The sequence below is a fragment of the Myxococcus stipitatus DSM 14675 genome (assembly GCF_000331735.1).
GTDB classification, from domain to species: Bacteria; Myxococcota; Myxococcia; order Myxococcales; family Myxococcaceae; genus Myxococcus; species Myxococcus stipitatus.
Window position 1 is genome coordinate 8,105,236 of record NC_020126.1, and the last position, 13,872, is coordinate 8,119,107.

Sequence of the window (13,872 nt, forward strand, 5' to 3'; positions counted from 1 at the left end):
TCGGCGGGAGGTCAGGGCACTTCGACGCGGTCGAACACGCGCTGGATGATTTTCTCCGGGGTGAGGTCCTCGGCCTCCGCCTCGTACGTCATGGCGATGCGGTGGCGGAGCACGTCGAAGGCGATGGCCTTGACGTCCTCGGGCGTGACGAAGCCGCGGTGCCGCAAGAAGGCATGCGCGCGCGCGGCCTGCGCCAGGGAGATGGTGGCGCGCGGCGAGGCGCCGAACTGGATGTAGTCCGCCAGGTCCTTGAGGCCGTACTTGCCGGGCTCGCGCGTGGCGAACACCACGTTGAGGATGTACTCCTTCACCTTCTCATCCATGTAGATGTGGTGGACGAGCTCGCGGGCGCGGACCAGGTGCTCCACCGCGATGACCCGCTGCGCTCGCGGAGGCGAGCCGCCGGCCATGCGGTCCATGATGACCTTCTCCTCCTCGCGCGTGGGGTAGCCCACCTTCACCTTGAGCATGAAGCGGTCCACCTGCGCCTCGGGCAGCGGGTAGGTGCCTTCCTGCTCGATGGGGTTCTGCGTGGCCAGCACGAGGAACGGCGAGGGCAGCCCGAAGGTCTGGTCGCCGATGGTGACCTGGCGCTCGGCCATGGCCTCCAGCAGCGCGGACTGCACCTTGGCGGGCGCGCGGTTGATTTCGTCCGCGAGGACGATGTTCGCGAAGATGGGGCCCTTGCGAACGGTGAAGTTGGCGGCCTGCTGGTTGTAGATCATCGTGCCCACCACGTCGGCGGGCAGCAGGTCCGGGGTGAACTGGATGCGCATGAAGGTCGCGCTGAGGGCATCCGCCACCGTGCGCACCGTGAGCGTCTTGGCGAGGCCAGGCACACCCTCCAGGAGCACGTGGCCGTTGCACAACAGGCCAATGAGGATGCGCTCCAGCATGTAGCGCTGACCGACGATGACCTTGCCGGTTTCCTGGTTGAGGACCTCGACGAAGCTGCTTTCCTGCTGCACGCGTTCGGTGAGCGCGCGGATGTCCGTGTTCATGACGCCTCGGCTAAGACTGGCGGCGGGCAGCCTAGAGGTGACTGGGTCTCCGGCTCAACACCACAGAAGCCAGGGCATTCCAGTAAGTTGAGGCGCCCCTCCCCCGAGGACTCCGCGCCATGCCCCTGTCGCCCCCCACCCGCCGTCCCAGCCCCTGTCTCCCGGGGCACTCCGAGGGGCGTCCGTGAAGGGCTTTCCCCAGGCCCAGGCCCCCTCCGCGGGGCCCCAGGAGTCCTCCCTCCTGGCCCAGCTGGCCCCAGCGGTGAAGCCCGCGATGCACTGGCTTCCGGACGGAGGCGCCCTCCGGGTGCTCCAGGGGGGCCAGGGGCCTGCGGTGCTGCTGCTGCATGGGCGCGGCGCGGCGGCCTCGACGTGGTTCGCGTACCTGACGGCCCTGGCGAGGACCCACCGGGTGTTGGCCGTGGACCTTCCCGGCTTCGGAATGTCCTCGTCCGGAGGCGGGACGGTCCGCTCGGCCGAGGAAGGGGTGCGCTTCTTCACGGCCCCGGTGGAGGCCCTGCTGGAGCAGCTCGCCCCCGGTCCCGTGTCGGTGGTGGGTCACTCGCTGGGCGGACTGGTGGGGCTGGAGCTGGCCCTGCGGGCGCGTGTCCCGGTGGAGCGGCTGGTGCTGCTGGACGCGATGGGCCTGGGTCCGGAGATGACACGCAAGGCCCGAGCCTTCTTCCGAGCGGGGCCGGAGCGGCTGGCGCGCTCCCTGGGCCCCTGGGCCTGGGCGAGGATGAGGCCGCCCGCGCCCACGCCGCTGGGGCAACGGCTGGGCGCCCTGGAGTACGAGCTGATGTCCATTCCAGGGGGACGCGACGAGGCGGCGCGCGCCTTCGACACGTTGGTGCCCCTGCTGGGCCCGGTGTTCCATCGCCAGGAGAAGCTGGCCCAGGTCACCGCGCCAGTGCTCCTCATCTGGGGAGAGCGGGAGGACGTCCTTCCCGCGTCACTCGCGGAGGAAGCCCTGCGGCGGCTTCCGAACGCTCGGCTCGTGCGCATGGACGCGGGCCACAGCCCGCATCACGAGCGCCCCGAGCGCGTGCTCCCCGAGCTGAAGTCCTTCCTGGAGACACCGCTCGGATAGCGCCGCGCTCAAGGGTCGAAGCGGATGATGCGCTCGATGCGGAAGGTGCCCGCGGCCTCCAGGGGGCGCAGCAACATCAGGTCCGCGCGCTGCCCCAGCGACAGGGCCTGCCGCGCGGGCTGCGTCAGCCGGAAGGTATCCCCCGGCTTCGCGCCCTTCCCCGTCCCCGGCACGACGAACAACCCCGCGCCCTGCACGGTCTCGATGGCCCCGAGGACTCGCAGGTCTCCGAGCTCATCAATCCTGCCCACGTGCGCCAGGGCGAGCTTCTTCCCCTTCGCGCGCACGGCGCGACTGACGGCGATGCCCACGTCGCCCGTGAAGGGCTTGCCATCCGCGCCGAACATGCCGACGCCCTTGAGCAGCAGGTGGACGATGCCGGAGCTGTCGTTCTCCGGGATGGAGTCGTAGCGCGAGAGGTCCGCCTGCTCCGCCCGACCGCTGGCGAGCGCATCCAGCGCGGTGGCGAGCGCGACGAAGTTGAGGCGCACCAGGGGCTCGTCCGGAGGGAGCGAGGTCCACGCGCCCGTCTCGATGAGGACCGTGGGGGTTCCCCAGCGCGTCATGTTGTCGCCGAAGGCACGCGCCTCGAAGGTGTCGTCGTAGCGGCCCACCTGTCCGGGCGCGAGGGTCTCCACCGCGTCGCGAATCACCCCACACACCTTCTTCGCCAGGATGCGCCCGGGGTTGTCCGCGCGCGCCTTGTCGAACGCGGGGGCGAGCACGGAGATGGACGCGGGCCGGCCCGTGTCCCCCACGCCGTGACGCCAGCCCTGGTTGTGGAGGTTGAAGCCGACGGAGGGCTCCAGGGCGTCCCGCAGCGACTTGAGCGTCCGCGCCTCGGGTGTCTGGAGTGCAAGTGCATCCCGGTTGATGTCGATGCCCTGCGCATTGCGTCGCTGGAAGCGATGGGCGCCGTCCGGGTTGAGCATGGGGACGGCGTGGAGCGTGAGCTGGGAGAGCAGGCGCGCGACCCAGGGCTCCTCGCGGTTCGCCGAGAGGAACTCGAAGAGGTCCAGCAGCGCGGTGGTGGCGGTGGGCTCATCGCCGTGCATCTGGGACCAGAGCAGGATGCGGCGCGGGCCCGTCCCCACGGTGACGTGGTAGAGCGCGCGCCCCTCCACCGAGTGCCCCGCGACCTCCAGCTTGAAGAAGTCCGGTGCGCGAGCGTGCAGCGCCTGGAGGTGCTGCTCCACATCCGAGTGCCGGACGAGCGGCGCGAGCGGGAGCGACCGCGGATGGACCTGCTCCCACCGCGCCGCGAGCGCCTGGGGGGGAGGAATGGAGACGGCGGGAGGGGTGGACATGGAGGAGTGGGCGTGGACCGTTCCGGCAAGGCCCCACACGAGGAGGAGACAGGCCGGGGCAACGAGCCGAATGTAGTGGCGGCGTCCGACGTGGCGCATGGCGGTGTCCTGGGTCTCGAGAGTCAAGCAAGGAAGCGGCGCTCCGCGCGATGGATTTCGTCGGGGGACAGGCAACTCACGACGGCGGCCTCGCCATTTGGCTACAGTCTCCGACGTGCCGAAAGACCTGCTCGACCTCGACGCGACGCCGGAGCGCATCCGAACGCTCGTCGCCACTGGAGCCCTCCCTCCCGCCGCGCTCGGACGCGCGATGGCCCTGGCGATAGCGTCACCTCCCGCCGAGGCCTGGAGGCGCTTCCTCTCCACCACGCTGCTCGCGCTCGGCGCCATGCTGGTGCTGTCCGGCATCATCTACTTCTTCGCGTACAACTGGGCGGAGCTGCACCGCTTCGCGAAGCTGGGCCTCATCGCCGCGGGCATCGCCGGCTCCGCCCTGGCCGCGCGCAAGCTCGGCGACAAGCCCTCGGGGCACTTCAGCCTGCTCGGCGCATCGGTCCTCGTCGGGGCGTTCCTCGCCGTCTACGGACAGACGTACCAGACCGGCGCGGACGCGTTCGAGCTGTTCGTCGGCTGGGCCGCCCTCATCCTTCCCTGGGTCGGCATGTCGCGCTTCCCAGCGCTCTGGCTGCTCCTCGTGGTGCTCATCAACACCGGCGCCAGCCTCTTCCACCAACAGGTGCTGGCGGGGGGCGGCTTCAGCGTCTTCAGCCCCTTCCGGAGCGCCGACTGGCTCGCGGTGGGGTTGGGGCTCATCAACGGCTTCGCCTGGGCCACCCACGAACACTTCGCCCACCTGCGAATCCCCTGGCTCCAGGGCCGGTGGCTGCCCCGCGTCCTCGCGGTGATGACCGTGGCCCCCGTGCTCGTCCTGTCCTCGGTCCTCATCCTCGAACCGAGCGAGGTCTCATCCTCCGCCGCGTTCATCGCCGTCGGCATGGTGGTGGCGACCCTGGCCGCGGACTACGCGTTGCACCGGCACCTGCGGGGCGAGCTGTTCCTGCTGACGCTGGGCCTCTTCTGCGTCATCACGCTCGTCACCACCTTCCTCGGCCGGGTGCTCCTCGAGGACCTGGACATCACCGAGGCCTCCTTGCTCATCATCCCGCTCGCCCTCATCGGGCAGATCGGACTCGCCGTCGCGTGGCTGCGAGCCCAGGCGCGCGCCACGGGCGCCTCGGAGGAGTCCTGACATGTCCTTGCGCCCTTCCCTGAGAGACGTCTTCCAAGGGCTCCAACGCGAGGGTCACCTCGACGAGGTCGCCGAGTCCCGCGCCCGCACCACGCTGGAAGCCCTGCAGCGCACCAGCACCGCCACGCCCTGGTTCGTCAAGGTCCTCACGGGCATTGGCGCGTGGATGTCCGCGTCGTTCATCCTGAGCTTCTTCGCCTGCATCGGCATCGGACAGAACGAGGTCGCGTTCATCCTCCTGGGCGTCGTGTGCTGCGTCGCGGCCACCGCGCTCCGCCGGCTGAGCTCGGGCGCCTTCCTGGAGCAGCTCGCGCTCGCCCTCGCGCTGGCGGGCCTGGGCATCGTGACCGCGGGCGTCGCGCTCGAGACGGGAGAGGCCCAGCCCGCGGCCCTCGCGAACCTCGTCTTCAGCGCCGCGCTGATCATCGCCTTTCCAGACTCCACCCTGCGCGTCATCGCCACGTTCACGCTCGTGGGGGCCGCGCTCGTCCTGCTCTGGAACTTCCTGGGCATCCTGGGCGTGGACCTGGGCGTGTTCGTCTGCGCCGCGCTCGCGCAGGGCCTGCTCCTCTACCAGCCCCGACTCGCCGCGGGACGGATGGGCGAAGCCCTCGGCTCGCTCAGCCTCGGGCTCGCCACCTGCGTGCCGGCGCTGCTGCTCGTCCGAAGCTCCATGCGCCTGCTCGACGTCGAAAACTGGTTCCGCTTCGGCGACGCCTCGGCTCCGAATGGCCCCCTGGTCCTCACCCTGCTCCTCACGGCGCTCGCGCTCTACGCCGCGTGGCACACCATGAACGAGCTCGACCTGGAGCCCGCGAGCACCGCGGGCGCGGGCGTGTTCGCCGCGCTCACGCTGATGGCCGTGCTCACGCTCCACACCCCGGCCATCATCGCCTCCATCGGGCTGCTGCTGACCGGCTTCCTGCGCCGCAACGTCGTCGTGCTCGGGCTGGCGGTGGCCTTCCTCGTGCTCTCGGGCGCCTGGTACTACTACGACCTGAGCCTCACCCTCCTGGCCAAGTCCGGAGCCCTGGTGGGCAGCGGCGCGGTCCTCCTCGCGCTCCGGTGGTTCCTCTTCCGGCGCGCCCCTCATTCGCCGGCGACGGCGGAGGCACGATGATTCGCTCCGCGCTCTTCTTCCTCGGCCTCGCGATGACGCTCCTCGTCCCGCTGGGCCTCGTCCTCCAGAAGGAGCACGTGCTCTCCACCGGGCAGAGCGTGCTGCTGGAGCTGGCCCCCAGGGACCCTCGCTCGCTGATGCAGGGCGACTACATGGTCCTGGACTACGACCTCACCCGGAACATCCAGGACGACGCGGCCCCCAGCTCCGGCCTGCTCGTGCTGACGCTGGACGAGAACGGCGTGGGCCGCTTCGTCCGCATGGACTCGCCCGACGTCCCGCTGGCCCCCGGTGAATTCAAGCTGCGCTATCGCCGCCGCGAGGGCTTCATCCGCCTGGGCGCCGAGTCCTTCTTCTTCCAGGAAGGCCACGCGGAGCGCTACGAGCGGGCCCGCTACGCCGAGCTGCGCACGACGTCCAGCGGCTCCAGCGTGCTCGTGGGCTTGCGCGACGCGAACCGCCAGCCCATGGGCGGCGAGCCGCTCCCCGAAGCGACGCCTCCCACCCCCGCGCCGTAACCCCTTCCACTCCCCCTGGGATTGACTCCCAGGCGGGATTGGCGCATCATCTTGTTGATTTCGATAATCAAAATCAAAATCAGGAGACACGCGATGCTCGGTCAGGGATGCGGCAAGAAGGTGCTCGCGAGGGGGCCATGCGCGGAGGTCACGCGCTGCACGTGTGGACACATCCACCTCGCCATGGGCCCGGTGACGATTCGCGTGGAGGAGGAGGTGCTGCGCGCCATCGGGGTGACGCTGGCGGAGGCGGTGCAGAACCTGGATGGCGTGGAGCCGTCCAATCCGGAGGACACCGAGCCCGCGCCGTCGCTGCAGTCGCCGCTGTTCGGCGGGTGGAAGCAGTGAGCTCCGCCGGTTCCCTGCGACTGCCCAGGACGGAGCAGTCCGCGCGCGTGCGGCGGCTGAGCGAGCGCGAGAGCCAGCAGCAGACGGAGTCCCTCGCCGCGCCCCCGTCGTCGAGCCGCGCGCCGCTGTCCGTGCTGCTCACGGAAGGCACGGCGAAGGTCCACGCGCAGGCCGAGCGCTCGCTGTTCCTCCAGTCGCTCTTCGTCGACACGTGGGACGGCATCTACGGCCAGTTCGTCCGGGCCCAGCACTACGTCACGTACCTGCGCCAGCTCCACCTGCTCTACTCCACCTTCGAGAGCGTGCTGCCCCGCGTGGCCCGCAGCGCGCTGACGCCCGTGCTGCTGTTGCCGGAGCTGCGCCGGGCCGCCGCGCTCGACGAGGACCTGACGTACTTCTGCGGAGAGTCGCGCACGGAGACCTTCGCGTGCGTGGAGACGCGGCTGCACGCCGAGCGCCTGCGCGAGGTGGCCGAGGACGCACCGCACCTGCTCGTGGGCCACGTCTACGCGCGCTGCATGCTGGACCTCTCCCAGGCGCCCACCCGCGCACGCATCATCACCAACGCCTTCGAGCTGGAGGACACGCGCGGCACCCGGTTCCATGGAACGGACACGGACGAGGAGCTCGCGGCCTTCCGCGTGAGGCTCCACTCGCGCATCGACGGCCTGGAGCTGGAAGAGGACGAGGCGCGCGAAATCATCCAGGAGGCCCGCATGGCCTTCCGTCTCCAATCGCTCATCTGCGACGAGCTGGCTCGCGGCGCGACGGGCCTGAGTCCTCCGCCCGGGGGTGGCTACCGCGGTGGATTCAGCGTGTCCCAGTAGCTGTGCATGCCCCGCAGGTGGCTGCCGCCATCCACGTCGAGCGTCTCTCCCGTCACCCACGAGGACTCCTCCGCGCAGAGGAACGCCACCACCCGCGCCACGTCGTCTGGCAAACCATGGGGGCGGCCCAGCGGAGTGCGCGCGAGCAGCTCCCGTCGCATCGCCGGCTCATCGATGAAGGACGCCGCCAGGGGCGTGTGGATGGCACCCGGCGCGACGACGTTGACGCGGATGGAGTGTCGTCCCAGCTCCAGCGCCGCCGCGCGGGAGAGCTGAGCCAGCGCGGCCTTGGAGGCGGAGTAGTGGCCAAAGCCTTCCGTCACCACCGACTGACACAGCGATGAAACATTCACGATGGCACCGGGCCGCTTCTCCGCGATGAGGGCTCGGGCGAAGGTCTTCATGAAGAGGAACGGCCCCTTCAGGTTCACCCCGAGCAGCCGGTCCAGCTCCTCCTCGGGGAGGTCCACCAGCAGGTGCAGTGATACAGAGCCCGCATTGTTCACGAGGATGCCAGGCAAACCCAGCTGGGCCGTGGCGAACTCGTGAGCTTTTTCGACATCCGTCTGTCGACAGACATCTCCCGCGAAGGGGACGGCTCGAGCGCGGCCTTCCCCTTCGCGATTGAGACGTTCAGCCGCTTCGACGACCTTGGACTCGGTCCGTCCGAAAACCAGCACATGGGTGCCCTCGCGCATGAGGCGAGAGGCGATCGCCAGACCGATTCCCTGTGAGCCGCCTGTCACAATGGCGCTATTCGAGAGGAGCTTCATGGTTCACCCCCGGGTGTCGTCGGCCCCCGGAAGCTAGCAATCGCTCCTCATCGCGCGCATTGTACCCAAGGCCACTGGCGAGACTCAGGCGGCCTCGTCCTCGGAGAGCAGGTCCGCGAAGGGCGACGAATCCTCGCCCAGCGCCTTGTAGAGCGCCTCCACCTTCTCCAGCTCGCGCTTGAGCGCCTTGTGGTGGTTGCGGTTCTTCACCAGGCTCTCGCGGCCCAGCAGCTTGAAGCCGTCATCGCGCCCCACCTGCCGGATGGCCACGCCCAGCACCAGGCCGCGGAACGCATCCGCCAGGTCCAGGTCCAGCGGCGCGTTGCGACGGCGCGCCTCCGCGACGAAGGCCTGAGCGGCGGCGCGCAGCGCTTCCGGAAGCGGCTTGCCACCCGGGGCCTGCTCGTAGTCGAGCGCCCGCGCGACATGCTTCTCGTGCAGCACCAGCTCTCCACCGGAGACGGCGTGCTCCACCATGGCCAGCGTGTAGGCGCGCCGGACGATGTTGTCGAGCTGCCGCAGGTTGCCCGGCCACGTGCCGCCCACGAGCAGCCGCTCCGCGTCCTGCGTCACCCGCGCGTTGCCCTCCGGCGAGCGCTCGCGGTGACGGCGGTTCACCATGTACTGCGCCCAGAGCGGGATTTCGTCCTGACGCTCCTGCAGCGCGGGCATGCGCACGGGCAGCACGTTGACGCGGTAGTAGAGGTCCTCGCGGAAGCGGCCCGCGCGCACCTCCGCGTGGAGGTCCGCGTTGGTGCCGATGATGAAGCGCACGTCCGCCTGGCGCTCACCGGTGCCCTCGCCGAGCGGGCGGTAGCTCCGGGACTCCAGCAGGTGCAGCAGCCCCGCCTGCGCCTTGAGCGACAGCTTGTCGATTTCGTCGATGAACAGCGTGCCGCCATCCGCCCGAGCCACGCTGCCGGGCGCGTCGCGCACCGCGCCGGTGAAGGCGCCCTTCTTCCAACCGAAGAGCTCCGCCATCTGGAGGTCCTCGGGCACCGTCACCAGGTCCAAGGTCTCGAAGGGCTTGCCCCGACGGTTGGAGCGCTCATGGCACCAGCGCGCCAGCCGGGACTTGCCCGCGCCCGTCGCGCCGCTGATGAGGATGGTCTCGTCCTGCAGCGCGAACACGCGAAGGATGGGCAGCAGCTCCGCCATGGAGCGCCCCACCACGGGCAGGAACTCGTCCACCTCCGGCGTGGCCACGGGCCGCTGCGGCAGTCCGGCCAGATACGGCGCGGCCACGTCCGCGAGAAGCTGGAGCTGCTCGCCCGCCTCGCGCCAGACGAACTCCTGCCCCATGGCCGCCAGACAGTCCGCCTCCAGGGAGATCATCCCCTCGATGCTGCCGCCCGGCGTGCGCAGCGGCAGCACACAGACGTGCGTCGCGTGCCGGCCGAGGAAGCGCTGACGGCTCTCGTTGCTGTGGAAGCCCGCCAGTCCCGGGTCTCCCGTCACGGGCGCGTCCGGCGCATGCGGCTGGACGGTGCCCACGTTCACGTCGATGGACACGGCGCACCGGTGCTCCACCACCGCGCGCCACGCCGTCGCCGACGTGAAGAACGGCGTACCCACACTCGCGTCCGTAATCTCGGTTGAACCCACATCCAGCGCCGCCAGGCGCCGATAGGCTTCACCAGGGCGTAAGTGGACAATTCCGCGAAGCACTCGGGCCCGGGCTGCGTACCGACTGGACGCAACCGCCTCTTGAGCCACGGCCAACATGCGCTTCAATGTGGTGGCGGCCGCTGTCTCGAAATCCTTCGCCCCCCGCAGCGCGCTCATGAGCTGCGGCATCTCCTGGTGCATCCACTCGCCTCCGTCCGGTGCCATCCGAGAGTACCCGCCAGGGGCCGCATCGGAGTGGAGGCAGTGTAGCGGAGATGAAGAACGCGGAAGGAGCGGCCCCTCCTTCCGCGTTCCCGAACCTCGCTGACGGCTGGGCACCCGGTCACCCGCGGCGCCGCGTGGAAACCCCATGCGCAACTCGTGCCAAGAGGCCATTTTACGTCTTTTCAATGGCTTGGCGCTGGGAGGGGCATCCAGGGGGCCGGATTCGCGTCCAACTGGGACGCGGCTGCGTCCCAAGCCGACGCAGATGGGAGGTGCCAGGGGGTGTCGCTATGCTCCCAGCCCCTATGACAGCGGCATCGAGGCTCCAGAGCCTCCCCGGGGTGGGTGCGAGGTTGGGCCCCTACGAGCTCCTGGAGGTGCTCGGCCAAGGGGGCATGGGCGTTGTCTATCGAGGATGGGACCCGGCCACCGGAGAGCCCGTCGCGGTGAAGACGGTGCGCGCGGCCAGCGAGGTCCCCCTGGCCAGCATCCGTCGGGAAATTCACGCCTTGCGACGTTTGAGGCACGCAGGCGTGGTGCGCATCGTCGCGGAGGGCGTGACGGACGGCCTGCCCTGGTACGCGATGGAGCTGCTCCGCGGACAGACGCTGCGCAGCGCGACCACCGCTCCACCGCCGGGCCCGCTGGATGCGGCGCGCTTGCACGAGACGCTCCTGGTGATGCGCCGGTTGTGCTCGGCGCTGGCGTTCCTTCACGCCAACGGGCTGGTGCATCGGGACTTGAAGCCGGAGAACGTCTTCGTCCGGCCGGACGGCACCCCCGTGCTCGTGGACTTCGGCATCGCCGCGCGCTTCGGCGGCTCGCGAGGACGAGAGACGCTCGACGTCAGCGGCGCCGTGGTGGGCAGCGACACGTACATGGCGCCTGAGCAACTGCGTGGCGATTACGTGGACGCTCGCGCGGACCTCTATGCGCTGGGGTGCATCCTCTACGAGCAGCTCACCGGCAGACCGCCCTTCATGCCAGGACGCGAAGGCCCGCTGCCGCATCAGCACCTGCACCTGACCCCCGTGCCTCCGTCGCTGCGAGTGGAGGGACTGCCGGCGGCGCTGGATGCCCTGGTGCTGAAGCTGCTCGCCAAGCGGCCTCAGGAACGGCCGGGCTACGCGGAGGACGTGTCGTCCGCCCTGGAGGCCCTGGGCGCGCGCGAGGGCGACGAGCGTGTCACCGCCGCGCCCCGGACACCGGCCTATCTCTATCGCCCGGACCTGGCGGGGCGCGTCGGCGAGCTGGGGAAGCTGATGGCCGCGCTGGACGCCGCGGACCGCGGACAAGGTGGCCGCGTCTTCCTCGGCGGAGAGAGCGGCGCGGGCAAGACGCGACTCGCGCTGGAGCTCGCGTCGGAGGCGGCGTGGCGGCGCATGGCGGTGGTCACCGGGGAGTGTGTCCCCGTCGGCATGGGAGGCATGGAGCTGCACGCGGCGCCCCTTCATCCGCTGCGGCCCCTGCTGCTCGCCGTCGCCGACCGCTGCAACGAGCGAGGCGCGGAGGAGACCCTGCGACTGCTGGGGCCCCGCGGAGGCGTGCTGGCCGCCTATGAGCCTTCACTGGCACAGCTCCCTGGCCAGCGAGAGCAACCCGAGCCCCCTCCCCTGCCCGCGCCCGAAGCGCGCCAGCGGGTGCTGTCCGCGCTGAGGGACACCCTGCGCGCCTTCGCGGAGGTGCAGCCGCTGCTGCTCGTGCTCGATGACCTCCAGTGGGCGGATGAGTTGACGGTGAGCTTCCTCGAGGAGCTGGATGCGCGGCATCTCGCGTCGCGCCCCGTGCTGTTGGTGGGCACGTACCGCATGGATGAGATGGGGGAGTCGCTGCGGGCGGTGGTCGGTGCACCGGACGCGGTGCGCGTGGAGGTGGGCCGCCTGGATGCGACCAGCGCGGGGAAGATGGCGCGCGGCATGCTCGCGCTGCGCGAGGTGCCCGGTCCCTTCGTGGACGCCCTGGTGCGAGAGACGAGCGGCAACCCCTTCTTCATCGCCGAGTACCTGCGCGCCGCCATCGACGCGGGCCTCCTGTTTCGCGCCCCGTCGGGGGAGTGGCTCTTCGAGGCTCGAGGCAGCGCGGGCAGTCGTCCCCTGCCGCTCCCCAGCAGCATCGCCGAGCTCATCGAACGCCGTCTCGCCGACCTGGGGGCGGACGGGCGCACGCTGGCGGAGGTGGCCTCCGTGCTCGGGCGAGAGCTGGATGGAGAGCTGCTCCTCGCCACCGCCGCGCTGCCGGAGAGCGCGGGGCTGGAGGCGGTGGAGGAGCTGCGCCGGAGACAGGTCCTCGAGGAGTCCAGCGACGGGCGGCTGCGCTTCGTGCACGACAAGCTGCGCGAGGTGGCCTACGCGCGCATCACCACCGAGCGGCGCCGCGCGCTGCATCACCGCTGCGCCGAAGGGCTGGAGCTGCGCGACGTGGGGACGGCTCCCGGGCACCTGCCGCATGCCGCGGGGCTCGCGCATCACTGGTCTCGCGCGGAGGTGCCGGACCGGGCCAGCCACTGGTTCGCACGTGCGGGTGACGCGGCGCGCGCGGCCTACGCCAATGGAGACGCCATCACCTTCTACGAAGCCGCCGTGCGCGAAGCCGCGGCGTCCGAGCTGAACGCGCATGCGTCCCCTCCGAACGCGCTCCCGCTCTTCCTGGATGGGGTCTGGGAAGGGCTCGGCGAAGTGCTCGCACTCACCGGGCGGCAGGACGACGCGCGCCAGGCCTTTCTGGAAGCCCTGGCACGAATCGAGCAAAGCCAGCGCGTCCGTCGCGCCAACGTCCTCCGGAAGGTGGGCAAGTCCTTGCAGACTCACCATCAGAATGAGGAAGCGCTGCGCATCTACGCCCAGGCTCAAATCGAGCTGGGACCGATGCCCGACAACGTCTCCTCCACCCCCGGGCACGTCGAGGCCGCGTGGTGGCATGAGTGGGTTCAGCTCCAGGGCGAGCGCATCACGGTTCATTACTGGTTGGCGCAGCTCGATGAGATGCAGTCGTTGGTCGAAGGTGTCCGCCCGGTGATGCGGGCCCATGGCACGCCCCTCCAGCGGGCGCGCTTCTTCAACTCGCTGGTCCAGATGCAACTGCGCAGCGAGCGTTATCAAGCTTCAAGAGAAACCGTGGCCCACGCCCGGGCCTACGCGGAAGCCGCGCTGGAATCAGAGGGGGACGCGGAACATGCGGGAGCCCGGTGCGTGGTCGCCATGGTGTTGCTCTTCCATGGCGCCCTGGACGAAGCCCAGTCCTGGATGGAGGAGTCCCTGCGGGGAGCGGAGCGGCTCGGTGATGTGACCTTGCAGACGCGCTGCCTCACGTACCTCACCGTCATCCTCCGGCTGCGCGGCCAGGTGAAGGCGGTGGACGAGTCCTCCGCGCGGAGCCTCGAGCTCGCCAGCCGCGCGGGCATGGCGGACTACGCGGGCGCCGCGCACGCCCATCGCGCGTGGGTGGCCTGGAGGGCGCAAGACCTCGCCCAGGCCCGGGAGGAAGCCACCGAGGCGCTCCGGCTGTGGCAATCCCTCTCACTCGTCTATCCGTTCCAGTGGCTGGCTCTCTGGCCCCTCCTCGCGGTGGAGCTGGAGGCGGGCCGCGAGTCCGCGGCGCTGGAGCATGCCCGCGCGATGCTCGCGCGACAGCAGCAGCGGCTCCCGGATGAGCTCCTGCAGTCGCTGCAAGCGGCGCTGGAGCAACCGGACACACGCAGCGCACTGCTCCAGGCGAGCGCGACGGCGCGACAGCTCGGCTATCTGTAGCCGGAGCGGATGCACCCTTCCCTTGTCGCGGGTGGACCCCGCGGCACTCTCACGAGGTGC

The 13,872-nt window shown here is 70.3% G+C and carries 11 protein-coding genes; 7 read left to right on the plus strand and 4 right to left on the minus strand.

The genetic code is table 11. The annotated features are described in order from the left end of the window. Nucleotides 1–11: 11 nt before the first annotated feature. Nucleotides 12–1,001 carry an AAA family ATPase gene (locus MYSTI_RS31070; RefSeq protein ID WP_015351785.1) on the minus strand — a complete coding sequence of 330 codons (990 nt, stop codon included), beginning with the start codon at nucleotides 999–1,001 and terminating at the stop codon, nucleotides 12–14. Nucleotides 1,002–1,185: 184 nt separating this feature from the next. On the opposite strand from MYSTI_RS31070, the gene MYSTI_RS31075 reads away from it, so the two are divergent. Beyond that, nucleotides 1,186–2,091 carry an alpha/beta fold hydrolase gene (locus MYSTI_RS31075; RefSeq protein WP_015351786.1) on the plus strand — a complete coding sequence of 302 codons (906 nt, stop codon included), beginning with the start codon at nucleotides 1,186–1,188 and terminating at the stop codon, nucleotides 2,089–2,091. Between the two features lie 8 nt (nucleotides 2,092–2,099). On the opposite strand, the gene MYSTI_RS31080 is transcribed toward MYSTI_RS31075, so the two are convergent. Beyond that, the gene (locus MYSTI_RS31080; protein WP_044900775.1) at nucleotides 2,100–3,398 is read right to left on the minus strand and encodes a M14 family metallopeptidase; all 1,299 of its coding nucleotides are present in this window, start codon (nucleotides 3,396–3,398) and stop codon (nucleotides 2,100–2,102) included. Nucleotides 3,399–3,612: 214 nt separating this feature from the next. On the opposite strand from MYSTI_RS31080, the gene MYSTI_RS31085 reads away from it, so the two are divergent. The 5 genes from MYSTI_RS31085 (at nucleotide 3,613) to MYSTI_RS31105 (ending at nucleotide 7,460) form a co-directional block, all read left to right on the plus strand. After that, nucleotides 3,613–4,647, plus strand: coding sequence for a DUF2157 domain-containing protein (locus MYSTI_RS31085; protein ID WP_015351788.1), 1,035 nt, complete (start codon nucleotides 3,613–3,615; stop codon nucleotides 4,645–4,647). Nucleotide 4,648: 1 nt separating this feature from the next. Then, on the plus strand, nucleotides 4,649–5,767 hold the full coding sequence (locus MYSTI_RS31090) for a DUF4401 domain-containing protein (RefSeq protein WP_015351789.1): 1,119 nt from the start codon (nucleotides 4,649–4,651) through the stop codon (nucleotides 5,765–5,767). After that, nucleotides 5,764–6,285 carry a GDYXXLXY domain-containing protein gene (locus MYSTI_RS31095; RefSeq protein WP_015351790.1) on the plus strand — a complete coding sequence of 174 codons (522 nt, stop codon included), beginning with the start codon at nucleotides 5,764–5,766 and terminating at the stop codon, nucleotides 6,283–6,285. The genes MYSTI_RS31090 and MYSTI_RS31095 overlap by 4 nt, the downstream gene beginning before the upstream one ends. Nucleotides 6,286–6,378: 93 nt before the next feature. Next, nucleotides 6,379–6,633, plus strand: a complete 255-nt coding sequence (locus MYSTI_RS31100) for a hypothetical protein (RefSeq protein ID WP_015351791.1) — start codon at nucleotides 6,379–6,381, stop codon at nucleotides 6,631–6,633. Then, the gene (locus MYSTI_RS31105; RefSeq protein ID WP_015351792.1) at nucleotides 6,630–7,460 is read left to right on the plus strand and encodes a biliverdin-producing heme oxygenase; all 831 of its coding nucleotides are present in this window, start codon (nucleotides 6,630–6,632) and stop codon (nucleotides 7,458–7,460) included. The genes MYSTI_RS31100 and MYSTI_RS31105 overlap by 4 nt, the downstream gene beginning before the upstream one ends. Here the strand turns inward: MYSTI_RS31105 and MYSTI_RS31110 are convergent. Then, the gene (locus MYSTI_RS31110; protein WP_015351793.1) at nucleotides 7,430–8,233 is read right to left on the minus strand and encodes an SDR family NAD(P)-dependent oxidoreductase; all 804 of its coding nucleotides are present in this window, start codon (nucleotides 8,231–8,233) and stop codon (nucleotides 7,430–7,432) included. The genes MYSTI_RS31105 and MYSTI_RS31110 overlap by 31 nt on opposite strands. A gap of 84 nt (nucleotides 8,234–8,317) precedes the next feature. Further along, on the minus strand, nucleotides 8,318–9,808 hold the full coding sequence (locus tag MYSTI_RS31115; protein WP_233278014.1) for a sigma-54-dependent transcriptional regulator: 1,491 nt from the start codon (nucleotides 9,806–9,808) through the stop codon (nucleotides 8,318–8,320). A gap of 599 nt (nucleotides 9,809–10,407) precedes the next feature. On the opposite strand from MYSTI_RS31115, the gene MYSTI_RS31120 reads away from it, so the two are divergent. Further along, nucleotides 10,408–13,812: a serine/threonine-protein kinase gene (locus MYSTI_RS31120; protein ID WP_233278015.1), complete on the plus strand. Its 3,405-nt coding sequence runs from the start codon at nucleotides 10,408–10,410 to the stop codon at nucleotides 13,810–13,812. The last annotated feature ends 60 nt before the right edge of the window (nucleotides 13,813–13,872 follow it).

Coding starts and splice junctions, on each gene's coding strand:
- MYSTI_RS31070 (WP_015351785.1), bottom strand. CDS start 1,001: ATGAACACGGACATCCGCGCGCTCACCGAACGCGTGCAGCAGGAAAGC.
- MYSTI_RS31080 (WP_044900775.1), bottom strand. CDS start 3,398: ATGTCCACCCCTCCCGCCGTCTCCATTCCTCCCCCCCAGGCGCTCGCG.
- MYSTI_RS31090 (WP_015351789.1), top strand. CDS start 4,649: ATGTCCTTGCGCCCTTCCCTGAGAGACGTCTTCCAAGGGCTCCAACGC.
- MYSTI_RS31095 (WP_015351790.1), top strand. CDS start 5,764: ATGATTCGCTCCGCGCTCTTCTTCCTCGGCCTCGCGATGACGCTCCTC.
- MYSTI_RS31100 (WP_015351791.1), top strand. CDS start 6,379: ATGCTCGGTCAGGGATGCGGCAAGAAGGTGCTCGCGAGGGGGCCATGC.
- MYSTI_RS31110 (WP_015351793.1), bottom strand. CDS start 8,233: ATGAAGCTCCTCTCGAATAGCGCCATTGTGACAGGCGGCTCACAGGGA.